The sequence below is a fragment of the Haematobacter massiliensis genome (assembly GCF_000740795.1).
In the GTDB taxonomy this organism is placed as follows: domain Bacteria; phylum Pseudomonadota; class Alphaproteobacteria; order Rhodobacterales; family Rhodobacteraceae; genus Haematobacter; species Haematobacter massiliensis.
Genome location: NZ_JGYG01000001.1, coordinates 362,895 through 388,559 on the forward strand (window position 1 = coordinate 362,895; position 25,665 = coordinate 388,559).

Here is a 25,665-nt window from a genome sequence, read left to right on the forward strand (position 1 = left end):
TGCTCATAGCCCGAAGTTGGCATCGGGATGGACGTTCATTCCACGTCGCGAGCTGTAGAAATCAGCATTCAGAACAGCCTCCGCCCCTCATGACGGGACGGTGGCTCTCTTCTGCGGGCCTTTGGTCATTGCGGATGCCTCTCAACGTTTCAGCGCTCGAGACCGGAGAGGAGTTCGGCTCCAGCATTTGTCAGTGGCTGTCCCCTCTCTGCCATGATCAAACGTGAGCCCGCGCGCTAACCGTCCCGTGCTGCGCGGCGGCAATCCCAACGCCGCCCGCCACCATGAGAGGCGTCCTTCCTAATCTGGAGGTCTCTGGCTCGTCCCCATGCGGGAACCGCCCGACGACGAGAGCCGTTCTGCTTCCACATTTTCGGCACTGCACCCGAGCGGGCGTTCCTGACGCATCCTTCCGATATGAGGCCGGTTCCTCCCTTCCTGCTGGCGACAGGGCGCGCGCCGCGCTAGGAGGCTGGCGGCATCCTGCCTTACAGAAGGAGACATCCATGTCCGACATCACCCGTCTCGAAACCGGCGCCCGCATGAGCGAGGCGGTCGTCTACAACGGCCTGATCTTCCTTGCCGGGCAGATCGGCGCCCCGGGCGCCAGCGTCCGCGAACAGACGGAGGCCGCTCTTGCCGAGGTTGACCGGCTTCTGGCTGCCGCGGGTTCGGACAAGACCCGCATCCTCTCCGCGCAGATCTGGCTCGCGGACATCGCCGATTTTGCCGAGATGAACGCCGTCTGGGATGGATGGGTCGCGCCGGGCCATACGCCTGCCCGTGCGACGGGCGAGTCGAAACTGGCCGCGCCGGATTACAAGGTCGAGGTCATCGTGGTCGCGGCCACGAAGTAACTGCCGCCGCACTGACCGGCTCGGGTGCCGCAGGACCTGGCGCCCGAGCCTCCGCTGGAAACGTCCGGCTTCGACTGCGCTCAGACTTCGGCGTTGGCTTCCGCACGGCTCTTGCCAGCGACATCCATCGCCAGCGTCGCCGCCATGAACTGATCCAGATCGCCATCCAGAACGCCCTGCGTGTCCGATGTCTCCACGCCTGTGCGCAGGTCCTTCACCATCTGGTAGGGCTGCAGCACGTAGGAACGGATCTGGTTGCCCCAGCCGGCATCACCCTTGTTCTCATGCGCCGCATTGATCGCCGCGTTCCGCTTGTCGAGTTCGAGCTGATAGAGACGCGCACGAAGGGCGTTCATCGCCGCTTCGCGGTTCTGGTGCTGCGACTTCATGGAGGAGGTCACGACGATATTCGTGGGCAGGTGGGTAATGCGCACGGCGGAATCGGTCGTGTTCACGTGCTGGCCGCCAGCACCCGAGGAGCGGTAAGTGTCGATACGGATATCCCGGTCGGGGATGTCGATCTCGATATTCTCGTCCACCACCGGATAGACCCAGACGGAACTGAACGACGTGTGCCTCCGGGCGGCGGAGTCATAGGGCGAAATCCGTACGAGACGATGCACCCCGGACTCGGACTTCAACCAGCCATAGGCATTGTGGCCGGAGATTCTGTAGGCGACGGACCGGATGCCCGCTTCCTCCCCCGGCGTCTCCGCGATCATCTCGACGGTATAGCCCTTCTTCTCCGCCCAGCGGACATACATCCGCGCGAGCATGGACGCCCAATCGCAGCTTTCCGTGCCGCCTGCCCCGGCGTTGATCTCCAGGAAGGTGTCGTTGCCGTCGGCTTCTCCATCCAGGAGCGCCTCCAGTTCCTTTTCCGCGGCGCTCTCCTTCAGGGAGCGGAGCGCGGATTCAGCCTCACGCACGACCTCATCATCGCCCTCCGCCTCGCCGAGTTCGATGAGTTCGATATTGTCGTTCAGGTCGCGGTCGATGCTGTCGTAGTTGGAAACGGCATCCAGCAGCGACTGCCGCTCCCGCATCAGCTTCTGCGCGCGCGCGGGATCCCCCCAAAGCTCGGGATCCTCGATGATGGCGTTGAATTCCTCAAGCCGGTGCTTCGCGGTTTCGCCGTCCATGCGCTGCCACAGCAGCTTCAGGCTCTTGCGGATGCTCTCGACAAGGTTCTGGGCCTCAGCGCGCATGGGTCTGCCTCCTTCGGATCAGGCCGGGGTGATACCCTCTTGCACGGCGTAGGGCAAGCGGGCGCCCGCACTGGTCAGTAAAGCCCGCCCGAGGACATGGTGCCGAAATCCGCCTTCTTCGGAATGGTCCGAATCTCCCCCGTCGACGTGCGGACCTGTGTGCCTTCATCCGTTTCGCCGCGCGCAAAAAGCGGCAGGTTCTGGCCCATGGCGAAGCCACCATCCACGAACACGCCGATTCCCATGCTTTCCGTACCGTCGCGGAAGTATTCGGCAATCACGTTGTCGCCGGTCGCGTCCGCAGGAAGCGGTGCGCCGGAAAAGCGGTCGATCTTGACGAAATGCCCGCCCGGTGGGACCGTGAAGTCTGAGCCGCCGAAGCGTTTCACCGCCTCTTCCATGAATGCCTGGAACACCGGTACGCACAGGGTTCCGCCATAGGCGGAGGAACCAAGCGTCCGCGGCTGGTCATAGCCCATGTAGCAGCCCGCCACGATGTTGGACGTGTAGCCGATGAACCATACGTCCTTCGCATCGTTCGTCGTCCCGGTCTTGCCCGCCACGGGAACCCGCAACCGCACACCGGAGCCGGAGCCGCGCTGGATGACCCCCTGCAACATGGAGGTGACCTGATAGGCGGTCACCGGGTCCATCACCTGCTCATTGTGCGAGACGACACTCGGGGCCACGCCGGGCGCGAGATAGGGGCTGTCGCAATCCGCGCAATCCCGCTGGTCATGCCGGTAGATCGTCTTGCCGAACCGATCCTGCACCCGGTCCACAAGCGTCGGCTCCACCCGCTCCCCGCCGTTGGCGAGCATCGCATAGGCGGAGATCATCTTGAAAAGCGTCGTCTCCTGCGCGCCGAGCGCGTTGGCCAGCAGGGGTTGCAAGGGGGCGTAGATGCCGAAACGGTCTGCATATTCCGCGACGCGCGCCATGCCGACTTCCTGCGCCAGACGGACGGTCATCAGGTTTCGCGACTGCTCGATACCGGTCCGCATCGGCGTGGGACCATAGTACCTGTTGGACGAGTTCTTGGGCCGCCAGATGCCCTGCGGGGTATTCACCTCGATGGGGGCGTCCACGATGATCGTGGCGGGGGTATACCCTTCGTCCAGCGCGGCTGCATAGACGAACGGCTTGAAGGAGGAGCCCGGCTGGCGCATCGCCTGTGTCGCGCGGTTGAAAACCGAATCCTGATAGGAGAAGCCGCCCTGCATGGCCAGAACGCGGCCTGTGCTCACATCCATCGCCATGAAGGCGCCCTGCACTTCCGGCACCTGCCGGAGTGACCAGTTGCCGTTGCTTCCCTCGCGTACCAGAACCACATCTCCGACATCGACCAGGTCGGCAGGCACCTTGGCCTTCTGAGCCAGCTTGCCGTTCGCTATAAGCTTGCGTGCCCATGTGACATCGCTGGCCGGAACCGTCCCGGTGGCCTCCTTGCCCTGAATGCCGATAGTCGCGGCGGATTTGTCGAGCGAGAGAACCACCGCCGGATACCAGCCGTCGATATCCCGCGGCACATCGACGGAGGCCAGCGCCGTGCGCCAGCTTTTCTCATCCTTCAGCGCCTCGGCCGGAAGGGTCTTGCCGGTGCCCCGCCAGACGCCACGGCTGCGATCGAACTTTTCCAGCCCTTCGCGCAGCGCATCAGCGGCAAGATGCTGGAGCGGCGGGTCGATCGTCGCGCGGATGGCAAGACCGCCGCCAAAGAACTCCTGCGTCCCGAAAGTGGAGGATAGCTGCCGGCGGATTTCGTCGGTGAAGTAATCGCGCGGCGGCAGGCTCTCGCGGAACGCGGGATAGTCGCCATTCTGGACGGACCTGAGCGGCTCGGCCAGCGCCGCGTCACGGGTGGCCGCGTCGATATAGCCGTTCTGGAACATCTCCCGAATGACGTAATCCCGCCGCTGCGTCAGGCGTTCCTTGGCCCGGACCGGGTGGTAGGAGGACGGGGCCTGCGGCAGCGACGCGAGGAAGGCGGCTTCGTCCACCGAAAGCTGGCCCAGCGTCTTGTTGAAATAGGTCTGGGCCGCGGCGGCAACGCCATAGGCGTTCTGGCCCAGGAAAATCTCGTTGAGATAGAGTTCGAGGATCTTGTCTTTCGACAGCGTCTCCTCCAGCCGGGTGGCGAGGATCAGCTCCTTGATCTTCCGCTCCCCCGTCCGGTCACCCGAGAGCAGGAAGTTCTTCATCACCTGTTGCGTGATGGTGGAGGCCCCCCGCACATTCTGTCCGCGCGAAGCAACGGCCTGCCACGCCGCGGCGGCGATGCCCCGCGTGTCAAACCCGTGATGGTGGTAGAAATTCTTGTCCTCAGCGGAGATGAAGGCCTGCTTCACGATATCCGGGATCTCCTCGCTCGGCGTGAAGATACGGCGCTCCTCGGCGAATTCGTCGATCATTCGGCCTTCGCCGGAATAGACCCGGCTGATGGTCGGCGGCGTATACTGAGCGAGCTGCTCATGGTTTGGCAGATCGCGGGAATAGCTCCAGAAAACCCCGCCGATGAGCAGCGCTCCGAAAACCAGCGCCAGCGTGATAAGGCTGAACACCGTCCCGAAGAATGAGAATATCGCCCTGAGCACTCGGTTCGTCCCTCGCTGCCTGAACGGGCTCTTATATGTCGCCGTGGCCCTGAGGTCAAAATAGCACAGGCACCCCACCATGGCGACCGGGCGTCACTTTGCCGCGAGTAAAACGCGCGTCATTTACGGCGAAGAACCGCCGCAGCCGCGTCATCCTGCTGCCAGACAGAGAGGCCAGCGGCTATGGAGGCCGCCATTTGCGCCCGCCAAGCCGGATTGGCGATGCGTGCGAAATCTGCCGGGGTGGAGAGATAGCCCAGTTCGATGAGGACGGAGGGGATGCTCGGCGATTTCAGCACGGAAAAGCCCGCCGCGCGCCGGGGCGTCTTGTAAAGCGGCCCCGCCCCCGAGCCGATGGCCGCAACCAGAGCGTCGGCAAGTTGCTCCGAACGTGGCCCCGTATCGGTCCGCGCCAGATCGACAAGCACCTGCGCGATGCGGTCGTCATGGCCACTGAGGTTCACCCCGGCAAGAATGTCTGTCCGGTCATGCCGCTCCGCAAGCGCGGCCGAGGCCCGGTCGGAAGCGGAGCTCGAAAGCGTATAGACGGTCGCGCCGCTCGCCTGCCCCTCTGCCAGCGCATCGGCATGAAGAGACAGGAACACATCCGCTCCTGCCAGATGAGCGCGGCTGATGCGTGTTTCCAACGGCACGAAGACATCTTCCTCCCGCGTGAGACTGACCGTGAATCCCGCGGCCTCCAGCACCTCGCGAAGCTCCACCGCGAAGAGAAGCATCAGACGTGCTTCATTCGTACCGCCATGCTCCGCGCCCGGATCGATCCCGCCATGGCCCGGGTCCAGCATCACGTATGCAGCGCGCGTGAGCCGGGACGGCGGCGCGGTTTGTGTGGGCTCGCCTGTCTCCGCTCCCACCGCCGCAGCAAAAACCTCCGCCCGTACGGGAGAAAGGCGCAACCGCAGCACCGGATCGGCGGGGGAAAGAAGCGCTTCCGTCACCATCCGCGGACGATCCAGCGTAAGTACCAGCCGCGCCCACCGGTTCCCTGCCCTTTCCACCCGCGCGTCCTGCAACCCGCTTCCGACGAGAATCCGTGGATCGAAGGTGGAGAGGTCGGCATCTCTCAGTTCCACGACAAGACGTGGCGGATCCGCACGCAATGTGAGCCGGTATGGCACCGCTCTGTCGAGCGCCAGCGCCAACCGCAACTCCCACCACCCGGCCTGCGCATGGGACCGGCCCGGGTCGATATGAGCAGGAGCGGCCGCAAGCGGGAGGGTCGGCAGGCAAAACAGAAGAATCAGCGCGGCCAGCGCACGGATGAGTGGGTGATGCATATTACTCTCCGGGCGTCTGGCCGCCGTCAACCTCAGGCTAACCTATTGGCGAGACGCCGGAAATGCCTTTCTTTCCGCCATGAAATCCGTCAGGCGCCGCAACCCCTCGCGGATATCCTCCGTGGCGCGGGCATAGGAAAACCGCAGCGTCTGCGCGCCGCGTCTTGGATCGAAGTCCAAGCCCGGCGTCACGGCGACACCCGCCTTTTCCAGAATCTCGGCGGCAAAGGCCAGACTGTCCGATGTCATCTCCGACACGTCAGCGTAGATGTAGAATGCACCGTCGGGTGGGGCGATCCGGGTAAACCCGGCCTTCGGCAACCCCTCCAGCAGCAATCTCCGGTTTTCTGTATAGACCGCAAGGTTTCCGTCCAGCTCCGTCCGGCACCCGAGAGCACCCAGAGCCGCCACCTGGCTGGCATGAGGAGGGCAGATGAACATGTTCTGTGCCAGCCGCTCCACCAGCCGCACATGGTCCGGCGGAACCACCATCCAGCCGATCCGCCAGCCGGTCATGGAGAAATACTTGGAGAAGGAGTTGATGACATACACGTCATCCGAAATCTCCAGCGCGCTCACTGCCGGCGCTTCGTACTGAATTCCGTGGTAAATCTCGTCGGAGATGAAGGCCGTGCCGGAGGCGGCGCAGGTTTCTATCAGCCGCGCAAGCGACGCGCGGTCCAGCATCGTGCCCGACGGGTTGCCGGGAGAGGCTACGATCATCCCCGCCAGATTGCCTGCCCGGCGGATGTCGTCCGGTAGGGGCTGATAGCGGTTCTCGACTGCGGTCTGAACGCCCACGGGATCCAGCGACAGCGCACGGAGGATCTGACGGTAGGACGGGTAGCCGGGCTCCGTCACGCCGACGCGCTCCCCCGCATCGAAGAGGGCGGAGAAGGCCAGCAGGAACGCGCCTGACGATCCTGCCGTCACTACAACCCGCTCCGGGTCAAGCTCGATGCCGTACCAATCGCGATAAAGCCGGGCGATGCCGGAGCGGAGGGCCGGCAACCCCAGCGCCACGGTATATCCCAAACCATCGCTCTCCAGCGCTCCACGCAGCGCGTCCCTGGCGCCACGCGGGGCGGGCGTTCCCGGCTGGCCCACCTCCATGTGGATGATGTGACGGCCTGCCGTTTCGGCCCGGCGCGCGGCTTCCATCACATCCATCACGATGAAGGGATCCACCTGCCCCCGCCTTGAACTCCGCATCGCTCCCTCCTTATGATGGCCGCATACCGGCGGCGTCGTTTTCCGCTGCGGCATAGGATGGGTCAAGGCCCGTTCCGCCGCGCAGAGTGCTGCCCGCGATCATATTTCCGCTGTTCAAGGAACCCGAAATGCCCCTGCCCCTTCGCCGCTTCGCGCTCGGCGCGCTGCTCGCCCTCGGAACCGCGATGCCGGCCGCCGCGTTCGACATCAAGTCAATGACAGCGGAGGAGAAGGCCGCTTTCGGTGCCGCCGTCCGGGACTATCTCCTGGAACATCCGGATGTGCTGATCGACATGTCGCAGGCCCTTGAATCCCAGCAATATGCTCAGCAGGCGCAGTCGGATATCAAGATGCTGAAGGACAACCACGACGCAATCTACAACGATGGCCACTCCTGGGTCGGCGGTAATCCTGCTGGCGATGTCACGGTGGTGGAGTTCATGGACTACCGGTGCGGCTATTGCCGGAAAGCCAATCCCGAAGTCGAGGAACTGGTCCGCGCCGATGGAAACATCCGTTTCATCCTGAAAGAGTTTCCCATTCTGGGTGAGGCGTCTCTCACCTCTTCGAAATTTGCGATCGCGGTCAAGAACCTTGGCGGGGACGAAGCCTACAAGACGGCACATGACACGCTGATGGAGCTCAGAGGCGAGCCGACAGAAGCCACGCTGGCCGATCTCGCCCGGAAGCTCGGGCTTGATGCTGCCAAGGTAAAGGCCGAAATGGACTCGCCGGAAGTCGCCGCCGTCATTCAGAAGAATCACGATCTGGCCGAAGCCCTGCAGATTCAGGGAACCCCGATGTTCGTGATCGGCGACACTCTCGTCCGCGGCTATGTTCCGCTTGACGGAATGCGGAAGATCGTCTCGGACGCCCGGGGTTAGGTCTGGCGATTGCCGTGGTTCGGCTGAGAGCGCCGAACCACGGGCGGTTTACTCCGCGGCCGTGGCCGTGGCGGCGCTCTCATCATCCTCACGCGCTCTGATCTCCGCTGCGCGTTGCTCCACAAGCTCAACGATATGGTCAACCATTTCGTCGTTCGACATGCGGTGGGACTGTTTGCCTGCCATGTAGACCATGCCGTTTCCGGCGCCACCGCCGGTGAAACCGATGTCGGTCATCAGCGCCTCACCGGGACCATTCACGACACAGCCAATGATGGAGAGCGACATGGAGGTGGTCACATGGGCCAGACGCTCTTCCAGCTTTGCCACCGTCTCGATCACGTTGAACCCTTGGCGCGCGCACGAAGGACAGGAGATGATCGTGACGCCCCGGTGACGCAGGCCGAGGGATTTCAGGATCTCGTAGCCAACCTTCACCTCCTCCACCGGATCGGCCGAGAGGGAGACCCTGATCGTATCGCCGATTCCCATCCAAAGCAGGTTGCCCAGACCGATCGCGGATTTGATCGTGCCGGACATCAGACCACCCGCCTCGGTGATTCCGAGATGTATCGGACAATCCGTCACCTCGCCGATCGCCTGATAGGCGGCGGCGGCCAGGAACACGTCGGAAGCCTTCACTGAAATCTTGAATTCGTGGAAGTCGTTGTCCTGCAGGAGCTTGATGTGATCCATGCCGGATTCGACCATCGCGTCCGGGCAAGGTTCGCCGTATTTCTCCAGAAGATGCCGTTCGAGCGACCCGGCGTTCACGCCGATGCGGATGGAACATCCATGATCGCGGGCGGCTTTCACCACCTCCCGCACCCGCTCCGCCGATCCGATGTTACCCGGGTTGATGCGAAGGCAGGCAGCCCCGGCCTCCGCCGCTTCGATGGCGCGCTTGTAGTGGAAATGGATATCCGCAACGATCGGTACCGGGCTTTCCCGCACGATATCCCGCAGAGCGGCGGTAGACTCTGCATCCGGGGTGGATACGCGCACGATGTCGGCACCGACGGCGGCAGCACGGTTGATCTGATCGAGCGTTCCGGCGACATCGGTCGTCAGGGTATTCGTCATCGTCTGCACCGAGATTGGCGCATCCCCTCCGACGAGGACGGCGCCCACGCGGATCTGACGTGATTTGCGGCGGTAGATGTTGCGCCAGGGGCGCACATGGTTGAGCGACATTCTGCTCTCCTCTCGCACCCCTAGATAGCTGCACCGGGATAGGTCGGCAACTACTCGGTCGCCTCCGCCATGGCGACAACCTTGGCAAGCGCAGGATCCTTTGCAAGATCGGCAACCTGGAAGCTGGTTTTCAATGCATCAGGGGAGAGCTTCACATTCTTGACAACCTGCGCGCCTGGTGCGGCCGGTCCATAAGTCTCACCGTTCACAGCGAAATAGACGGCCCCCGAATTGCCGGCACGAAGCGTTGCCGGTTCTTCGCTTTGCGGCAGCGGGAACCGTTCACCCGCATCGAGAATCTTTTCGAGAATGATCGTGCCATTCGACGCTTGCACACGGACCCAGGCGGGGCGCACGGCAATGATGGCGACTTCGGGAGCCGCTGCGGCAACGACCTGCGGCAGGGCGACCTCTGGCATCTGAATAGGAATGGGCAGGGGGAGCGCGGCTTCAGCGAGCTGAACGGGAGCGCTCTGCGCCAGAATGCCAGTGGTAGCGGGATCGATGGCAGCAATCGGCCCGTCCCGGCTTTCAATAACGGGGACGTCCAGCGCCTGTGGGCGATAGAGCCTGTCAAATGCCTCGGGCGACGGCCGCACCGGATCGAGCACGGCGGAATCCGCTGTCACCAGCGGCTCGATGCCCGCCAGCGGGTCCAGATCCGCCGTGACGCCCGGTGACTGATCTACCGGCGAGAGTTGCACACGCTGGATTTGCTGGAGCACGGACCAGCCGCCATACCCCAACCCCGCGATAAGCCCGACCAGCACCAGCACAGAACCAACTGCCCGGGGTTCCACATGGGTGAAAAAGCTCTGCTTGCGCGGAAGGAACTTCGGATTGGGATCGGCCAGCGGATCGCGATATTCCTTGCGCGCCTTTCGAATGGGAAGCGGCACAGGCCCGCGAAGGCTCGATGCCTCCGCCGACATGCCATGCGCCACGGTAAAGTTGGCTTCCGTACAAAACCGTTGAAAAGTCTGCTCCGGGTCCATTCCCAGATATCGGGCATAAGAGCGGACATACCCGGCGATAAAGCTCGGCGCCTCGAACGCTGATGCGTCCGTATTCTCTATCGCTGCGATATATGTCGCTTTGATCCGCAACTCACGTTGAACATCCAACAGCGATTTGCCCAGCGTCGCGCGTTCTCCGCGCATGATGTCGCCGAGCTTCAGATCGAAGTCGTCAAAACCCTTTGGTCTGCCCACGTCCCCCACCGGGAGTGAAGACCTCCGCCCGATCATGCGCTCTGCCCCATGCCCTAAAACCTGCTGCCCCAGGTCGATTCGCCTCGCACAGGATGACTTCGACCTTTTGATTATCTCTTAACACAGGACAAGGGGTTTTGCATTAAGGGAACATCTTCAGGCAGAAAGTTCGGCGCGATTCAGCGCGCAATGGGACCAAAGCGCATCCATCGCACGAACAAGCTGATCCATGTCAGACGCGGAATGGACCGGGGATGGCGTGAAGCGCAGCCGCTCCGTCCCGCGTGGCACGGTGGGGAAGTTGATCGGCTGGACATAGATGCCGAAATCCTCCAGCAGATGATCCGACAGCATCTTGCAGTGCCGCGGATCGCCGACCAGCACCGGAACGATATGGGAGCCGTTGTCCATCACCGGCATGCCCAGCCCGCGCAGCCGCAGCTTCAGCGCCGCCGCTTTCGCCTGATGGAGATCACGCCGCGCCTGGTCGCCCTTCAGATGCCGCACCGAAGCCGCCGCCCCTGCGGCCACAACGGGCGGGAGTGAGGTGGTGAAGATGAACCCCGGGGCATAGGAGCGCACGGCGTCGGCCATCTTCGCAGACGTCGCGATATAGCCCCCGAAGACGCCGAAAGCCTTTCCCAGAGTGCCGTTGATGATGTCGATCCGATGCGCGAGCCCGTCACGCTCCGTCACGCCGCCGCCCCGCGGGCCATACATGCCGACAGCATGGACCTCATCTATATAGGTCAGGGCGCCGAATTCCTCCGCCAGATCGCAGATCTCCCGGATCAGGCCGAAGTCGCCGTCCATCGAATAGACGGATTCAAAGGCAATGAGGACGGGTCGCCCCTTCTCCACCCTCTCCAGCAGCGCGCGCAGATGAGCGAGGTCGTTGTGACGGAATACATGACGCTCACACCGGGCGTTGCGGATGCCCTGGATCATGGAGGCATGGTTCAGCTCATCCGACAGGATCACCAGACCCGGAAAAAGCGTGGAAAGCGTGGAAAGCGTCGTGTCGTTGGCCACATAGGCGGAGGAGAACACCAGCGCCGCCTCCTTGCCGTGCAGATCGGCAAGTTCGGCTTCCAGCATCCGATGATAGACCGTGGAGCCGGAGATGTTGCGCGTGCCGCCCGAACCCGCCCCCGCCCCTTCGAGCGCCGCATGCATCGCATCCAGCACGACGGCATGTTCCCCCATGCCGAGATAGTCATTGCCGCACCAGACGGTGATGTCCTTCTTCGACCCGTCGGGGCGCGTCCAGACCGCCTTCGGGAACTGTCCCTTCCGACGCTCTATGTCGATGAAGGTCCGGTAGCGGCCTTCGGTATGCAGACGACCGAGGGCTTCGTCGAGGGCCAGTTCGTAGTTCATCCGTCGCTCCCTGGCGGCTTGCTTGGGTGAGGGTAGCCAAGGCCGCCCGTCTCTATTCTCAGAACGATCCGCGCGCGCCGGACCGCGGTCCAACCAAAGTCCCGGCCCAGGTTCCTGTCAACCGCCGGAGGCGTGTCCATGGCCAGACTTTGGTCGCAGAGGGTCAGTCCGCCAAGATCACGCGGCAGTCCTCGGCCCCGCCTTTCGCGGCACAGTCCTGAACGGCCTTTTCGCGCGCCCCGGCTCCGGTTGCAATGGCCCAGTGACCGGTTTCCAATGACCCGGCCAACGCCTTCGGGGCTTTGGCAGGCAGGTAATCCTGTTCGAACGCCGCCGTTGCATCGGTGGAAAGCTGCACCGGGCGGCCCTTCTTCCAGCCCACGGGAAGGATGTCGCCCACGATGACGCAGGGCTTCGTGCCCTTCTTGCGCCGCGCGTTGCAGGCGGCCAGTGCCGCTTCCCGCGCGGGCGCGACGGCATGATAATTCGCAGCGGCGAAGGTCGCTTCGGACATCAGCCCTTCATCGGGCGACAAGGCCACGGCACCGTAGTATTTCTGCGTGGCGGCAACCTGCTCCAGCACCTTGATGTCGCTGGAGGACAGGAAAGGTTGCGCGCCGATGGTCGCCTCAGCCCCTTTCGGGGAGAACAGCGCCCCCTTCGCGACCGCGCCACCCACCGGCCCCGCTGCCGCAGCGCCGGCAACCAGCGTGAGGGCCGCCGCCATAATCCAGATCCGCATCCGCCCTCTCCATCCTTGGGGAACTCTGCCGGGGTCGTCTCTGGACAGGGCTGATATGCCTGATAGGGTCCATTCGCAATCGGAAGGAGATACTCCAATGTCACTCGATCAGGACAAGCTGGACGAGGTGCTCGCCCGGGTAGACGCACAGTTGCCGGATTCGCTCGACCGCCTCATGGAATTGCTGCGTATCCCGTCGATCTCCACCGACCCGGCCTTCGCGGGCGATTGCAACCGCGCGGCGGACTGGCTTGTCGATGAACTGACGGCAATCGGTTTCGAGGCGTCCAAGCGACCCACCCCGAAGCATCCCATGGTCGTTGCCCATTCGGGGAGCAGCGGGCCGCACGTGTTGTTCTACGGTCACTATGACGTGCAACCCGTTGATCCGCTGAACCTCTGGGACCGGGATCCCTTCGATCCGCAGCTTGAGGATACCCCTGCAGGCAAGGTCATCCGCGGGCGCGGATCGGCGGACGACAAGGGGCAGCTCATGACCTTTGTCGAGGCCTGCCGCGCCTGGAAAGCAGTGACGGGAACGCTGCCGGGTCGCCTGACGATCTTCTTCGAAGGGGAGGAGGAATCCGGCTCCCCCTCCCTCGTGCCCTTCATGAAGGAGAATACGGAGGAGCTGAAGGCGGACATCGCGCTCATCTGCGATACCGGCATGTTCGGCGACACGCCCGCCATCGTGACCCAGCTTCGCGGCCTGGTCGGGCAGGAAGTGATCCTGACCGGCGCGGACAAGGATCTTCACTCTGGCTCCTTCGGGGGTATCGCGATCAACCCGATCCGTGTTCTGGCGGGCATCATCGCGGGGCTGCACGACGAAAACGGCCGCATCACCCTTCCCGGTTTCTATGACGGGGTGCCGGAACTGTCAGACGAAATGCGCGCCCAATGGCAGCGGCTTGCCTTTGACAGCGCGGATTTTCTTGGGCAGGTCGGCCTGTCCGTACCTGCAGGCGAGACCGACCGGACCCCGCTGGAGATGATCTGGTCCCGCCCCACCTGCGAGGTCAACGGCATCTCGGGCGGTTACGAGGGCGCCGGTTTCAAGACCGTTCTGCCGTCGAAGGCCTCGGCCAAGATCAGCTTCCGTCTGGTCGGCACGCAGGATCCGGCGAAGATCGTGGAAGCATTTCAGGACTATGTCCGCTCCCGCCTGCCGGCAGATGTAAAGGTGGAATTCAAGGACCACTCCAACTCCCCCGCAAGTCAGGTGCAGATCTCCAACCCTGCCTTCGAGAAGGCACGCCGCGCGCTGTCGGACGAATGGGAAATCCCCGCCGCCTATATCGGCGCAGGTGGCTCCATTCCGATTGCGGGATACTTTCAGAACATCCTGCAAACCGATCCGATGCTCATCGGTTTCGGCAAGGATGACGACCAGATCCATTCGCCGAACGAGAAATATGACCTTGAGAGCTATCACAAGGGCATCAGGAGCTGGGTACGGATACTTTCGGCTCTTACCTGATATTCCTTAGCCTTATGCGGCGAAGGTGAAGTGATTTCTCACCTTCGCCCACCTGTTCAGAGTTTCTCCAGGCGTTTCGCTTCGTTCCAGAGACTCTCCATCTCCTCCAATGTCGCGTCCTCCGGGCGGCGCCCATTGCGCGCAAGTCCCGCCTCTATCGCGGCGAAGCGGCGCGTGAATTTGGCATTTGCCGCCCGCAGCGCCGCTTCCGGGTCTACCTTCAGGTGACGGGCGAGATTGGCCATGACGAAGAGCAGATCGCCGAACTCTTCCTCCACCTCACGCTGGCCAAGCTCGTCCCGCGCCTCTACCAACTCTCGTGACTCTTCAGCCAGTTTCGCCAGAACATCCTCCGCCGATGCCCAGTCGAAGCCGACCCGGGCAGCGCGCTTCTGCAGCTTCACCGCACGGAGCAGCGCGGGCAGCCCGAGCGCCACGCCGTCCAGCACCCCCGTCTCGGCGCGGGCGCTGCGCTCGGCGGCCTTCATGCGCTCCCACTCGACGGTCTGGGTCTCCGCCGTCCTCTCCGGGTCGGGCGTATCGAACACATGCGGATGGCGGGCGACCATCTTGTCCGCGATGGTTTTCACCACGTCGCCGAAATCGAAAAGTCCCCGTTCCCTGGCCATCTGGGCATGAAACACCGACTGAAAGAGCAGATCCCCCAGCTCGCCCTTCAATTCTCCCCACGCCTGGCGCTCGATCGCATCGGCGACTTCGTAGGCCTCCTCTATCGTGTAGGGGGCGATGGTGGCGAAATCCTGCTCCAGATCCCAGGCGCAGCCCGTCTCCGGGTCGCGGAGCCGCCGCATGATCTCCAGCAGGCGCGGCATCCCGCCTTCCGGGTCCGCCACCAGCCGGTTGCTCGCATCACGGTCCATCTGGCCCTCCGCTATTGCCGATGCACCGGGGCATAACCAGAACGGCAGCCCCTCTCAACCCAGCACGCGATCGGCAACCGCTCCCGCCTGTTCCGCACGGAGCCGAAGCTCCGCGGCCAGCATCTCCAGCGCTTCGGCACCGGTTTCGCGCAGCAAGAACTCCATCCCGCCAGCCCCGACGGTCGCAGGATCAAGCGGTCCGTCCGTCAGCAACCGCGCCGCCGCGACCAGTCGCCAGCACAACCGGTAAGAGGCAAGCACCGCCTCCGCCTCCTCCCGCGACAGGACACCGGTGCGCCGCCCGGCGAGGATCTGCGTTTCCACCCGCCGCGCCGGATCGCCCGCCAGAAGGGCGCAGGTCTGGGCCAGAAGTTCGATGTCCTGCAGCCGCCCCCGCCCGAGCTTGCCGTCCCATGTGCTGCCAGGCTTGGCCTCCTGCAAGCGGAGCCGCATGGCCTGCACATCGGCCCGTACCGTCTCACCGCCCGACTTCTCCACCAGAAGTTCCCTGCGGAAGTTCTCGACGTCCAGCGCGAGCTCCTCCCCCCCTGCCAGAACGCGGGCGCGGGTCTGGGCCAAGTGCTCCCACGTCCATGCCTCCGTCCGCTGATAATCGCGGAAGGCGCCGAGCGAAGTGGCGACAGGGCCTGCGCGACCGGACGGGCGAAGCCGCATGTCCACCTCATAGAGATGGCCCTCCGCCGTCGGTGCAGAATGCGCGGTGAGCAGCGCCTGCGTGAGCCGGGCGTAATAGGTGCGTGCGGCGAGCGGCCTCGGTCCCTCCGACATCTCCACCCCAGCGGCGTCATAGATCACGATAAGGTCCAGATCGGAGGCCGCATTCAGCCGCCCCGCGCCGAGGGAACCCATGCCCATCAGCACCGCCCCCCTGCCCGGCATCGGACCGTGGCGGCGGGCAAATTCCGCCGTACCGAATTCCCAGACCGCCGACACGACCGCCTCCGCCAGTTCGGCGTATTGCTGCCCGGATTCAAAGGCGTCGATCAGTGCGCGAAGGTGATGAACCCCGATGCGGAAATGCCACTCCTTCATCCAGCGGCGCGCGGCATCAAGTTGCCGCTCATAGTCGGTCTCCGTCCCTACGCGCGCCACCAGATCCGCGCGGAGCGCCGCCACTCCCGGCCAGGGGGAGAAGAAGCTGCCGCCGATCACCGCATCCAGCACCGTCGCATTCCGGGAAAGATAAGCCGCCAGGCGCGGGGCCGTCGCACAGATGTCCACGATCAGATCGACCAGCGTCGGGTTCGCATCGAACAGAGAGAAGACCTGAACTCCGGCAGGCAGCCCTCGCAGGAAGCTGTCGAACCGGCCCAGGGCCTCCTCTGGATGAGCGGCCCGCTGCATGCGGGAGAGGATCTCGGGACGGATACGGGCGAAAAGCTCACGCGCGCGGGCGGAGCGGAGGGCCGGATAGGCAGGCCAGCCGTCCACGACGGCTTGCGCCTGCGCGCTGAGGGCGGGGCCGCTCGCGGGGACGGAGGGGGTGAAGAAGTCACCTGTCAGCTCCACGACCTCGTCCAGCCGGGCTACGATCTCCGCCCGAAACGCTTCGGTATCGCCCGATCCACAGAAGCGGGCCAGTCGGTCGAACCCCTCTGCTGTGACGGGAAGATCATGGGTCTGCGCGTCATTTATCATCTGGAGCCGGTGTTCCACCTCCCGGTGCTCGCGATAGAGCGCGCATAGCCGGTCAGCCGCCGTCTTTGGTATCCAGCCCTTCGCGGCCAGTGCGGCGAGCGCGGCTTCCGTGCCGCGCACACGCAGGTCGGGGTCACGCCCGCCGGCGATAAGCTGGCGCGTCTGGGCAAAGAACTCGATCTCCCGGATACCGCCCGTTCCGAGCTTGAGGTTCCGCCCCTCCAGCGCCAGCGGGCCGCCAAGGCCCCGGTGGTCCCGGATGCGCTGGCGCATCTCCTGAATGTCCTGCACCGCCGCGAAATCGAGGTTCTTGCGCCAGACGAACGGCCGAAGCGCTTCCAGATATCGCTCGCCCGCCGCGATGTCTCCGGCGCAGGGGCGCGCCTTGATATGGGCCGCTCGCTCCCAGGTGCGACCTACGCTTTCATAGTATCCGAGCGCCGCTCCCGCAGAAATGCAGACCGGCGTCACCGAGGCATCCGGGCGGAGCCGCAGGTCGGTACGGAAAACATAGCCATCCTGCGTCGCGTCCGACAGCAGGGAGGTCATCCGTCGCGTGGCTCTGATGAAGGCAGTTCGTGCCTCCGCCGCTTCCGCTCCCGGAAAGCGTTCGTCGTCGAACAGGCATATCAGGTCGATATCGGACGAATAGTTGAGCTCTCCCGCCCCGGTCTTGCCCATGGCGAGCACGAACATGCCCGCGCCCCATGCCTCGTCGCCAGGTTTGGCGTCCGGAATGCGACCCCGACGGATCTCATCGGCCACGGCGCTGCGGATCGCGGCCTGCACCGCATGGTCGGAAAGCGCCGTGAGCGCACCCGTGACTTCGGAGAGCGCCCAGACCCCGCCGAGATCACAGAGCGCCACCAGCAGGGCCACCCGCCGTTTCGCTTGCCGCAACGCCGCCGCCAGCCCGGCTCCACCAGCAATACCCGCGGCTTCGACGGCAGAGAGCTCTGCGCCGAGCACCACCTCTGGCTCCGCATGGGCAATCGTATCGAACCAGAGGGCCTCCCGCATCAGGAGCCCCGCCAGATAGGGACTGCACCCCGCGGCGCCTTCGATCAGGCGGGACAAGGGTTCCGGCAGTCCTGCAAAAGCAGCGGCTACATCGGCCCCGCGATCTCGATCATAGGGCAAGGGAAAGCGGCGGATACGGTCGGCGATGCTCATGGCGCGAAGGTGCTTCGGCAGCAGGTCCGGGTCAACCGGCTTGTGGAGGCGCAGGCGAGCCGCGATAGTCGCGTGACATGAAGGGAGACATCATGAGCAAGAGCCTCGCACGGGTGGTGGCCGCCCTCGAAGCCGCCGGAGTGGAAACCGAGGTCAAGGAAATGGCCGCGGAGACGCGTACCGCCGAACAGGCCGCTGCGGCCGCTGGATGTGCAACTGATCAGATCGTCAAGTCGATCATCTTCCGGGGAAACGAAAGCGGCGAAGTGCTGTTGTTCCTGACGGCTGGCGGCAACCGGGTATCGGATGAGAAAGCCTCCTCTCTGGCCGGTGAGCCGCTGGGCAAGGCCGATGCCGCCCTGATCCGGGAGCGGACGGGTTTCGCCATCGGCGGCGTATCGCCCGTCGGTCATCTGCTGCCAGTGCGAAGCTTTCTCGACCCCCGCCTGATGGAGTTCAGCCAGGTCTGGGCAGCCGCGGGCACACCCCGCCACATCTTCGCCATCCATCCGGAGACATTGGCGCAGATCACCGGAGCGGAGCTCGCGGATTTCGTCTTCTGACGACAGCGTGACCTGCTAGATGTAAATTAGTTTTACATTACTCTTGACCGGGAGGGGCAGAGTGACGATCTTTCCCAATGTGAAAAGCGTTCACATCAAGACAGGAGACCCGAAGATGACGGCAATCACCGCTTGGCCCGCTGCGGCCGGGGACTGGCTCGACCAACGGGGCAAGGGTGCGTGGATCGCCGCGATGATCCTCGGTTTCATCCTGTTCTGGCCTGCGGGCCTTGCCCTTCTCGCTTACATGATATGGAGCAAACGTATGTTCAGATGTTCTGGCGCCGATAATTTCCGGGAGCGTATCCGCGAAAAGCATGCGGCCTATCGCTATGGTTTCCGCTCCTCAGGTAATACCGCGTTCGACGCCTACAAGGCGGATACTCTGCGCCGGCTCGAGGATGAGCAGAAAGCGTTCGAGGATTTCCTCGCCCGTCTGCGCGAAGCCAAGGACAAGTCCGAGTTCGACCAGTTCATGGAAGACCGCGCCCGTGTCGCCCGCGCCCCGCGCGAGGACGAGCAGAACGAGAACGCCTGAGCCTCTTTTCCCACCGGGCGGGAATACCCAGATGAAGGTCGTCCGCGACCTTCATCGCAGGGCCTCGCCAGGGGTCCAACCCATAACCGGAGCCATTGACGAGATGACGATGACCAGCACCGACGACACCTTCTTCGCACGGGGGCTTCCCGATCCTGCGACAGAAGGAGCCTTCTACCGCGACGTGGCTGTCAAACGCTTCATCGCCTGGGGCGTCGATGTGGCGCTCATCACGATCATCACGGCGATCCTGGTGCCTCTTACCGCATTCACGGCGCTCTTCTATCTCGTGGGCCTCTATATGGTGGTGGCATTCTTCTACCGCTGGATCGGGCTGACGCGTAAATCCGCGACCATCGGGCAACGACTCGTCTCGCTGGAATTCCGCACCTTCAGGGGTGAGCGTCTCGATACGTTGACGGCCTTTCTGCATGTGCTTGGCTATACCGTATCGTGGAGCTTCGGCATTCCCCAGCTCATCTCGACCATCACGATCATGATCACGCCGAAAGGGCAGAGCCTTACGGACATGCTGCTCGGCACGGCGGCGATAAACAGGGCTGCGCGCTTCTGACCACCCAAAAGACTGTCGCAAGATGGTCATGAAGGCCCTTGGCGATTGCCGGGGGCCTTGTTAACGTTGGAACACGGCCCATACCAAACTAGTTCAGCTACCGGCGAATGCCGACGCCAGCATTTCCTCCCCCTGACGCTTGCCGAGCCAGCCGACTATGGACAAATAGATGCGCCACACGCTTCCGATCGTTCCGCAGTTCTATGTCACAGCCCCGCAACCCTGCCCCTATCTGGACGGCAGGATGGAGCGAAAGTTGTTCACCGCGCTCCAGGGGGATCAGGCGGAACGGCTGAACGACGCCTTGTCGAAGCAGGGCTTCCGTCGCTCGCAGAACGTGCTCTACCGCCCCTCGTGTACCGAATGCTCCGCCTGCTATTCCGCTCGCATCAGGGTCGCCGACTTTACGCCGTCGAAAAGCCAGAAGCGCGCCTTGCGCCGCAACGCCGACCTGCGGCGTGAAGCCACAAGTCCTTGGGCGACGGAGGAGCAGTTCGCCCTGTTCCGCCGCTATCTCGACAGTCGCCATTCGGATGGCGGCATGGCGGATATGGACGTGCTGGAATTCGCCGCGATGATCGAGGAAACGCCGATCCGGTCCAGGCTGGTGGAATATTCAGCCGACCCCGAGCCTGGCGAGCGTCGCCGCAAGCTCACCGCTGTCTGTCTGACCGACATCCTCGATGACGGAGTGTCGATGGTCTACTCCTTCTACGAACCGGCGCGGATCTCCGATTCGCTCGGGACTTTCGTGATTCTCGACCATGTGGAGATCGCGCGGGAAGCGGGTCTTCCGTATGTCTATCTGGGCTATTGGGTGCCCGGTAGCCGCAAGATGGGCTACAAGGCGAACTTCGGAGCGCTTGAGGTCTATATCGGGGGCCGCTGGCAGCCTATCGGCGATCCCGATGACTACAGCAGCGATACCCACCCGCTCTCTGTCGATCCGATCGCGGAGCAGGTAGCCAAGATCAGCCTGCCTGACACACGGCCAACCCGCGGATAGGGGCGCGTCAGCGCCCCTTGAACAGGCCCCCCAGGATACCCCGCACCAGTGCCTGCCCCGAACGTCCGCCAAGCTGGCGCGCAAAGGATTTGGCGAAGGCATCCACGACAGAATCGGTATTGCTCCGCCGCGGGGCGGGAGAGGGCTTCCGCCCCTGCCCGCCTGTCGAGCCGCCGTAACGCTGGCCCGAGTTGAACTCCCGGTCCCGTTCCGGCAGCGTCGTCTCCGCCGTCTTGGCGGAACGCGCTGCGAGGAGTTCCGCCGCCGATTCCCGGTCGATGAGGCGGTCGTATTTTCCTGCAACCGGGGAAGCGGCCAGCACCTCCGCCCTCTCCTCGTCCGTGATCGCGCCCAGGCGAGAGACCGGCGGGCGGATCAGCGTACGTTCCACCATACCCGGCGCGCCCTTTGCCTCCAGAAAGGAGGTGACAGCCTCACCCGTCCCGACTTCCTTGATAGCGCTTTCCGTATCGAATCGAGCATTGGGCCGATAGGTCTCCGCCGCCCGGCGAAGGGCCTTTTGGTCACGGGCGGTGAAGGCGCGAAGCGCGTGCTGCACCCGGTTTCCAAGCTGGCCGAGGATCGTCTCCGGCACGTCGTCGGGGTTCTGCGTGATGAAATAGACACCGACCCCCTTGGAGCGGATCAGGCGCGACACCTGCTCCACCTTGGCCACGAGCGCCTTGGGCGCATCATCGAACAGCAGATGCGCCTCATCAAAGAAGAACACGAGCCGGGGTTTGTCCGGATCGCCGATCTCCGGCAGTTCCTCGAACAATTCGGAGAGCAACCACAGCAGGAAGGTCGCATAGAGCCGCGGCGAGGTCATGAGCTGATCCGCCGCCAACACGTTGAGCTGCCCCCGGCCATCCGGCGCGACCGTCATCAGGTCCGCCAGCTGAAGGGCCGGCTCTCCGAAGAGTTTGGTCCCGCCTTCATTCTCCAGCACCAGCAGACGGCGCTGGATCGCCCCCACCGAGGCGGCAGTGACATTGCCGTAGCGGCTGGAAATCTCACCCGCATTTTCGGACAGGAACTGCAGCATGGCTTTCAGGTCGGCCAGGTCGAGCAGCGCCAGCCCTTCATCGTCCGAGATACGGAAGGCGATGTTGAGCACACCCTCCTGCGCCTCGGTAAGATCGAGCAGCCGGGACAGCAGCAACGGCCCCATCTCCGCCACCGTCGTGCGAATGGGATGACCCTTGCGGCCAAAGATATCCCAGAAGGTCACCGGATAGCCGCGATAACGGAAATCGGTGTAACCGATCTGCGCGGCGCGCGCGGCAAAGGCGCTATGGGTCGGCGCATCCTCCCGCCCCGGAAAGGCGATGCCGGCAAGATCGCCCTTCACATCGGCCATGATGACGGGAATGCCCGCATCCGAAAATCCTTCGGCGAGGATCTGGAGGGTGACCGTCTTGCCTGTGCCCGTCGCGCCCGCGATCAACCCGTGGCGGTTGCCGTATTTCAGAAGGAGGTTCTGGGGCTGATCATGCTTCTCGCCCCCGCCCCCGACGAAGATCGCATCGCTCATTGGTGCTTCTCCTGCTGCCTGTCCGTCAGCCTATCGGGTTCGCGCGCTACTTCAACACTCGTCGCAAGACCTGCTTTTCATCTCTGTGGAACAGCTATGCATCGAGCATATATTTTATGCATATGCTTCAAATCCGTCACCTCTTCGTCATGAAACCGTTGACGGGCCCAGGCCGAATTCGTAGCTTCATGTCAAATAAGTCGGCCGAGGTCCGACAGGGAAAAGGAAAGGGGTTCCTGCGGGGGCCCCTTTTCTTTCGTAAACAACACCGTGCGAAACCCGCCGACAGCCCGATTTTTCCTGACAGGCCGCTCTGCCCGTGGTAGATCGCGCTGATCGAGCCAGTAACGGAACGTCTCATGTCGAACTTGCCCAAGCGCCTTGTTCTTGCCGCAGCCGTGGCGCTCGCCCCGGCGATCGTCTTTGCGCAGGACACGGCGACCCAGCCGCAAACTCCCGCTCCGGCCGCTCCGGCTCCGGCGCAGCAAGCCGCCCCCGGCGGCCAACTGGTTACCGGCGCAGAAAATGCCGGCGTCAACCAGCCTTATGTCGCCGCGACCCATGGTGACTGGCAGATGCGCTGCGTCAAGACAGAGGAAGGCAAGGATCCCTGTCAGCTCTATCAGCTTCTGAAGGATGAGCAGGGCAACAATGTTGCTGAGTTCAGCCTTTTCGCGCTGCCCCCGGGCCAGCAGGCCGCCGCAGGTGCGACGATCATCACGCCGCTGGAAACCCTTCTGACTCAGCAGGTCAGCTTCCAGATCGACAGCGCCCCGGCGAAGCATTATCCGTTTGGCTGGTGCGCCCCTGTCGGCTGCATCGCGCGGGTGGGCTTCACCTCGGCTGAGGTGGACGCGCTGAAAAGGGGCAATGCCGCGACGATGACCATCGTCCCGGTCGCCGCGCCGGATCACAAGGTAAACCTGAAGGTGTCGCTGAAGGGCTTTACCGCCGGATACGACGCGGTGACCAAGGCGAATGCCGACAATCAGTGATCGGCCGGTGACGGTGATCTGCTGATCTGCGGGCGCCTTCGTGGCGCCCGTTTCATTTCAGACCCGCCGCAACGCCAGGACAGCGTTCATGCCGCCGAAAGCGAAGGCGTTGGAAAGCACGACATTCACGCGCGCCTCACGCGCCACATTGGGCACCACATCAAGCGCGCATTCCGGATCCGGCTCCTCATAACCGATGGTCGGAGCAATGATACCCTCCCGCAGCGCCATGATGCAGGCCAGCAGTTCCACGGCTCCGGTGCCGCCAATAAGATGGCCGTGCATGGATTTCGTGGAGGAGATCATCAGCCGATCCGCGTGATGGCCAAAGACATCCGCCACCGCCGCGCATTCCGTCTTGTCATTCGCCGCCGTTCCCGTTCCGTGAGCATTGATATAGCCAACGTCCTCCGGGTTCAGTCGCGCGTCACGGAGCGCGCCCAGCATGGCCCGCTCTGCTCCGTGCTTTGAAGGCATGACGATGTCGGCTGCATCGGACGTCATCGAGAAGCCGATTACTTCGGCCAGAATATCCGCGCCCCGCTGCCGCGCGTGCTCATACTCCTCAAAAACGAAGACAGCCGCGCCTTCTCCCTGCACCATGCCGTTGCGGTTGGCAGAGAACGGACGGCAGGCGTCGTTTGACATCACACGCAACCCTTCCCAAGCCTTGATTCCGCCAAAACACAGCATGGATTCCGACCCGCCCGTGACGATGACCCGCGCCGCGCCGGAGCGGATCATCCAGAACGCCGTACCCATTGCATGGTTGGACGATGCGCAGGCCGTAGCGACCGTGAAAGACGGACCTTTCAGGTTCCACTCCATCGACACATGGGCGGCGGCGGCATTGTTCATGAGCTTCGGCACGACGAAGGGATGAACGCGGTTCTTCCCCTCTTCGTAGACGGCGCGATAATTCTCGTCCGAAGTGGTCACACCGCCCCCGGCAGTGCCAAGGATAACTCCGGCTTCGTGGGAGAGCTGATCCTCGAATACCAGCCCCGACTGCCCAATGGCCTGCTTTGCCGCCAGCAGCGTGAACTGGGTGAAGCGATCGTAGAGAGCGATCTGCTGACGGTTGAAGATCGTCTCGGCATCCCAGTCATGCACCTGCCCGCCGATACGGATGGACAACCGCTCCCGGTCCCGGAGGGAAAGCGGGCCGATCCCGGAACGGCCCTCCCGAAAGGCCGACAGCGTCTGCGCGACATCATGGCCGAGCGCGTTGATCGTCCCAGCCCCAGTGATCGCGACCCGGTTCACGCGGTTTTCTGGGTACGAACCAGCTCCCGCACGGCAGCAACGACGGCAGCGACGGAGGAGATATCGAAGTCGCTCGATGCGGGATCATTCGCATTGAAGGGAACGGAGATGTCGAACGCCTCTTCTATGGCAAAGATAGCCTCCACCAGCCCGAGACTATCGATACCGAGGTCAGCGGGCGAACTGTGCAGAGCGACCTGCGAAGGCGCGAGCGCCGCCTGTTCCGCAAGGATAGCGACGACCATATCCTGAACATCGTCAGACATGCGCATCCTCCTGAAAGCCGGAGTTTTCTACTCGCTGCCGTCCAGCTTTGAAACCCGTTTCTGAAGTTCCGCGAACTGTTGGGCCATTCTGGGCAGTCGACGAACAGCTTTGTTGATCTCGAGTTGCGTTTCCATCTTGACGGCCGGGGTTCCCATCAGCACGCGCCCCGCAGGGGCATTGGTGAAGATCCGCGCGGCCCCGCCCGCAATCACATCGTCTCCGATAAAGATGTTGTCGTTGACGCCTACGCCTCCGCCGAGCACGACGCGGTTGCCGATCTTCACCGATCCCGCGACACCCACCATTCCGCAAAGCAAGCAATCCTCACCTATCTGACAATTGTGACCGACTTGGACGAGGTTATCGATTTTCGTACCATTGCCGACGCGCGTTGCCCGAATGGTGCCGCGATCGACGCAGGCGTTGCAGCCCACCTCCACGTCGTCACCGATTTCCACCCCGCCGACGGAACTGATGCGAGTCCATTTCTGGGCATGGATTTCTCCCCGGTGGCCGGGTGTCTCGCGCACCTCCTCCACCCCGGATTTCTCGGGCGTGACGAAGGAAAAGCCGTCCCCGCCGATCACGCAACCCGGATTGCCGATGAACCGGTGGCCGATGGTGACCCGGTGCGCGATGCGGACGCCCGCCTGCAGCAGCGCATCATCCCCGATGGTGCTGCCTTCACCAACAAAGACCTGCGGTGCAATCCGCGCCCGCGCGCCGATGCGCACCCCACGCCCGATATAGGCAAACGGGCCGATGGCCGCGTCCGGCCCGATCTCGGCCTCGGGGTGAACATAGGCTAGCGGATGGATGCCCGGCTCGATCCCTGGGCCGGGGTCGAGGTAGCCCGTGAGCCGCGACATTGCATAGCGCGGGCGCGTAACAAAGATCGCCGCGTCCAGGCCCAGTGCTTCCCAATCCGCATCCGCCCAGAGTATCGCGGCCCGCGCATGACCCTTCCCGAGACCGTCCGCGTATTTCGGATCCATCGCGACGGCGAGTTGGTCGGCGCGCGCCTCCTGCGGCTCTGCGACGCCGGAGATACGGATCTCGCCGTCGCCCTCAACCCGCGCATCCAGCGCAGCCGCGATTTCCGTGACGGTATGGTCCATGCGCAAGTCCCCCAGGGTGCCCGTTGCCCGG

Annotated in this window: 22 protein-coding genes; 8 read left to right on the top strand and 14 right to left on the bottom strand. The window is 63.6% G+C overall.

Translation table 11 applies throughout. The annotated features are described in order from the left end of the window. Positions 1-506: 506 nt before the first annotated feature. Entirely contained in the window at positions 507-857 is a 351-nt protein-coding gene (locus CN97_RS01780; RefSeq protein WP_035706154.1) for a RidA family protein, read from the top strand. Between the two features lie 80 nt (positions 858-937). Here CN97_RS01780 and prfB read toward each other — a convergent pair whose 3' ends face one another. The 4 genes from prfB to CN97_RS01800 all read right to left on the bottom strand — a co-directional run bounded on the left by prfB (position 938) and on the right by CN97_RS01800 (position 7,169). Continuing rightward, positions 938-2,065, bottom strand: a complete 1,128-nt coding sequence (prfB, locus tag CN97_RS01785; protein ID WP_035706157.1) for a peptide chain release factor 2 — start codon at positions 2,063-2,065, stop codon at positions 938-940. Positions 2,066-2,139: 74 nt separating this feature from the next. After that, complete coding sequence (locus tag CN97_RS01790) at positions 2,140-4,659, bottom strand: penicillin-binding protein 1A (RefSeq protein ID WP_035706159.1); 2,520 nt, start codon at positions 4,657-4,659, stop codon at positions 2,140-2,142. Positions 4,660-4,778: 119 nt separating this feature from the next. Next, a complete protein-coding gene (locus CN97_RS01795) occupies positions 4,779-5,957 on the bottom strand; it encodes an N-acetylmuramoyl-L-alanine amidase (protein ID WP_035706162.1) in 1,179 nt (392 codons plus the stop codon). Between the two features lie 42 nt (positions 5,958-5,999). Continuing rightward, the gene (locus CN97_RS01800; RefSeq protein WP_035706165.1) at positions 6,000-7,169 is read right to left on the bottom strand and encodes a pyridoxal phosphate-dependent aminotransferase; all 1,170 of its coding nucleotides are present in this window, start codon (positions 7,167-7,169) and stop codon (positions 6,000-6,002) included. 128 nt (positions 7,170-7,297) lie between these two features. Here CN97_RS01800 and CN97_RS01805 point away from each other — a divergent pair, with 128 nt between their 5' ends. Next, positions 7,298-8,053, top strand: coding sequence for a DsbA family protein (locus CN97_RS01805; RefSeq protein ID WP_035706943.1), 756 nt, complete (start codon positions 7,298-7,300; stop codon positions 8,051-8,053). A gap of 48 nt (positions 8,054-8,101) precedes the next feature. Here CN97_RS01805 and ispG read toward each other — a convergent pair whose 3' ends face one another. From ispG to CN97_RS01825, 4 genes are all read right to left on the bottom strand, one after another. Next, positions 8,102-9,247, bottom strand: a complete 1,146-nt coding sequence (gene ispG / locus CN97_RS01810; protein WP_035706167.1) for a flavodoxin-dependent (E)-4-hydroxy-3-methylbut-2-enyl-diphosphate synthase — start codon at positions 9,245-9,247, stop codon at positions 8,102-8,104. A gap of 50 nt (positions 9,248-9,297) precedes the next feature. Beyond that, on the bottom strand, positions 9,298-10,494 hold the full coding sequence (locus CN97_RS01815) for a helix-turn-helix domain-containing protein (RefSeq protein ID WP_035706170.1): 1,197 nt from the start codon (positions 10,492-10,494) through the stop codon (positions 9,298-9,300). A gap of 120 nt (positions 10,495-10,614) precedes the next feature. After that, positions 10,615-11,838 (bottom strand): 5-aminolevulinate synthase, encoded by a 1,224-nt coding sequence (gene hemA, locus CN97_RS01820; RefSeq protein ID WP_035706173.1) that lies wholly within the window; start codon positions 11,836-11,838, stop codon positions 10,615-10,617. A 163-nt stretch (positions 11,839-12,001) separates the two neighbouring features. Further along, positions 12,002-12,580, bottom strand: a complete 579-nt coding sequence (locus CN97_RS01825; RefSeq protein ID WP_035706175.1) for a hypothetical protein — start codon at positions 12,578-12,580, stop codon at positions 12,002-12,004. Positions 12,581-12,677: 97 nt separating this feature from the next. Between CN97_RS01825 and CN97_RS01830 the strand changes: the two genes are divergently transcribed. Then, entirely contained in the window at positions 12,678-14,060 is a 1,383-nt protein-coding gene (locus tag CN97_RS01830; RefSeq protein WP_035706178.1) for a M20/M25/M40 family metallo-hydrolase, read from the top strand. 56 nt (positions 14,061-14,116) lie between these two features. On the opposite strand, the gene mazG is transcribed toward CN97_RS01830, so the two are convergent. Then, positions 14,117-14,941 (bottom strand): nucleoside triphosphate pyrophosphohydrolase, encoded by an 825-nt coding sequence (mazG, locus tag CN97_RS01835; protein WP_035706181.1) that lies wholly within the window; start codon positions 14,939-14,941, stop codon positions 14,117-14,119. Positions 14,942-14,995: 54 nt separating this feature from the next. Beyond that, a complete protein-coding gene (locus tag CN97_RS01840; RefSeq protein ID WP_035706184.1) occupies positions 14,996-17,773 on the bottom strand; it encodes a [protein-PII] uridylyltransferase family protein in 2,778 nt (925 codons plus the stop codon). A 92-nt stretch (positions 17,774-17,865) separates the two neighbouring features. Here CN97_RS01840 and CN97_RS01845 point away from each other — a divergent pair, with 92 nt between their 5' ends. From CN97_RS01845 to CN97_RS01860, 4 genes are all read left to right on the top strand, one after another. Next, a complete protein-coding gene (locus CN97_RS01845) occupies positions 17,866-18,336 on the top strand; it encodes a YbaK/EbsC family protein (RefSeq protein ID WP_035706949.1) in 471 nt (156 codons plus the stop codon). A 115-nt stretch (positions 18,337-18,451) separates the two neighbouring features. Beyond that, a complete protein-coding gene (locus tag CN97_RS01850) occupies positions 18,452-18,874 on the top strand; it encodes a DUF2852 domain-containing protein (RefSeq protein WP_035706951.1) in 423 nt (140 codons plus the stop codon). Between the two features lie 109 nt (positions 18,875-18,983). Then, positions 18,984-19,448, top strand: coding sequence for an RDD family protein (locus CN97_RS01855; protein ID WP_088217155.1), 465 nt, complete (start codon positions 18,984-18,986; stop codon positions 19,446-19,448). Positions 19,449-19,617: 169 nt separating this feature from the next. Continuing rightward, entirely contained in the window at positions 19,618-20,454 is an 837-nt protein-coding gene (locus CN97_RS01860) for an arginyltransferase (protein ID WP_035706187.1), read from the top strand. A 7-nt stretch (positions 20,455-20,461) separates the two neighbouring features. Here the strand turns inward: CN97_RS01860 and CN97_RS01865 are convergent, their stop codons facing one another. Beyond that, positions 20,462-21,988, bottom strand: coding sequence for a helicase HerA-like domain-containing protein (locus tag CN97_RS01865; RefSeq protein WP_035706190.1), 1,527 nt, complete (start codon positions 21,986-21,988; stop codon positions 20,462-20,464). A 359-nt stretch (positions 21,989-22,347) separates the two neighbouring features. On the opposite strand from CN97_RS01865, the gene CN97_RS01870 reads away from it, so the two are divergent. Further along, positions 22,348-22,983, top strand: a complete 636-nt coding sequence (locus tag CN97_RS01870; protein WP_035706193.1) for an invasion associated locus B family protein — start codon at positions 22,348-22,350, stop codon at positions 22,981-22,983. A gap of 57 nt (positions 22,984-23,040) precedes the next feature. On the opposite strand, the gene CN97_RS01875 is transcribed toward CN97_RS01870, so the two are convergent. The 3 genes from CN97_RS01875 to lpxD are packed head-to-tail and all read right to left on the bottom strand — an operon-like array spanning position 23,041 to position 25,634. Then, positions 23,041-24,249 carry a beta-ketoacyl-[acyl-carrier-protein] synthase family protein gene (locus CN97_RS01875; RefSeq protein ID WP_035706197.1) on the bottom strand — a complete coding sequence of 403 codons (1,209 nt, stop codon included), beginning with the start codon at positions 24,247-24,249 and terminating at the stop codon, positions 23,041-23,043. Then, positions 24,246-24,515: a phosphopantetheine-binding protein gene (locus tag CN97_RS01880; protein WP_035706200.1), complete on the bottom strand. Its 270-nt coding sequence runs from the start codon at positions 24,513-24,515 to the stop codon at positions 24,246-24,248. The genes CN97_RS01875 and CN97_RS01880 overlap by 4 nt, the downstream gene beginning before the upstream one ends. A gap of 27 nt (positions 24,516-24,542) precedes the next feature. Then, positions 24,543-25,634 carry a UDP-3-O-(3-hydroxymyristoyl)glucosamine N-acyltransferase gene (gene lpxD, locus CN97_RS01885; protein ID WP_035706202.1) on the bottom strand — a complete coding sequence of 364 codons (1,092 nt, stop codon included), beginning with the start codon at positions 25,632-25,634 and terminating at the stop codon, positions 24,543-24,545. Positions 25,635-25,665: the final 31 nt, after the last annotated feature.

Coding starts and splice junctions, on each gene's coding strand:
- CN97_RS01780 (WP_035706154.1), top strand. CDS start 507: ATGTCCGACATCACCCGTCTCGAAACCGGCGCCCGCATGAGCGAGGCG.
- prfB (WP_035706157.1), bottom strand. CDS start 2,065: ATGCGCGCTGAGGCCCAGAACCTTGTCGAGAGCATCCGCAAGAGCCTG.
- CN97_RS01795 (WP_035706162.1), bottom strand. CDS start 5,957: ATGCATCACCCACTCATCCGTGCGCTGGCCGCGCTGATTCTTCTGTTT.
- CN97_RS01800 (WP_035706165.1), bottom strand. CDS start 7,169: ATGCGGAGTTCAAGGCGGGGGCAGGTGGATCCCTTCATCGTGATGGAT.
- CN97_RS01805 (WP_035706943.1), top strand. CDS start 7,298: ATGCCCCTGCCCCTTCGCCGCTTCGCGCTCGGCGCGCTGCTCGCCCTC.
- ispG (WP_035706167.1), bottom strand. CDS start 9,247: ATGTCGCTCAACCATGTGCGCCCCTGGCGCAACATCTACCGCCGCAAA.
- CN97_RS01815 (WP_035706170.1), bottom strand. CDS start 10,494: ATGATCGGGCGGAGGTCTTCACTCCCGGTGGGGGACGTGGGCAGACCA.
- hemA (WP_035706173.1), bottom strand. CDS start 11,838: ATGAACTACGAACTGGCCCTCGACGAAGCCCTCGGTCGTCTGCATACC.
- CN97_RS01825 (WP_035706175.1), bottom strand. CDS start 12,580: ATGCGGATCTGGATTATGGCGGCGGCCCTCACGCTGGTTGCCGGCGCT.
- CN97_RS01830 (WP_035706178.1), top strand. CDS start 12,678: ATGTCACTCGATCAGGACAAGCTGGACGAGGTGCTCGCCCGGGTAGAC.
- mazG (WP_035706181.1), bottom strand. CDS start 14,941: ATGGACCGTGATGCGAGCAACCGGCTGGTGGCGGACCCGGAAGGCGGG.
- CN97_RS01840 (WP_035706184.1), bottom strand. CDS start 17,773: ATGAGCATCGCCGACCGTATCCGCCGCTTTCCCTTGCCCTATGATCGA.
- CN97_RS01845 (WP_035706949.1), top strand. CDS start 17,866: ATGAGCAAGAGCCTCGCACGGGTGGTGGCCGCCCTCGAAGCCGCCGGA.
- CN97_RS01850 (WP_035706951.1), top strand. CDS start 18,452: ATGACGGCAATCACCGCTTGGCCCGCTGCGGCCGGGGACTGGCTCGAC.
- CN97_RS01855 (WP_088217155.1), top strand. CDS start 18,984: ATGACCAGCACCGACGACACCTTCTTCGCACGGGGGCTTCCCGATCCT.
- CN97_RS01860 (WP_035706187.1), top strand. CDS start 19,618: ATGCGCCACACGCTTCCGATCGTTCCGCAGTTCTATGTCACAGCCCCG.
- CN97_RS01865 (WP_035706190.1), bottom strand. CDS start 21,988: ATGAGCGATGCGATCTTCGTCGGGGGCGGGGGCGAGAAGCATGATCAG.
- CN97_RS01870 (WP_035706193.1), top strand. CDS start 22,348: ATGTCGAACTTGCCCAAGCGCCTTGTTCTTGCCGCAGCCGTGGCGCTC.
- CN97_RS01880 (WP_035706200.1), bottom strand. CDS start 24,515: ATGTCTGACGATGTTCAGGATATGGTCGTCGCTATCCTTGCGGAACAG.
- lpxD (WP_035706202.1), bottom strand. CDS start 25,634: ATGGACCATACCGTCACGGAAATCGCGGCTGCGCTGGATGCGCGGGTT.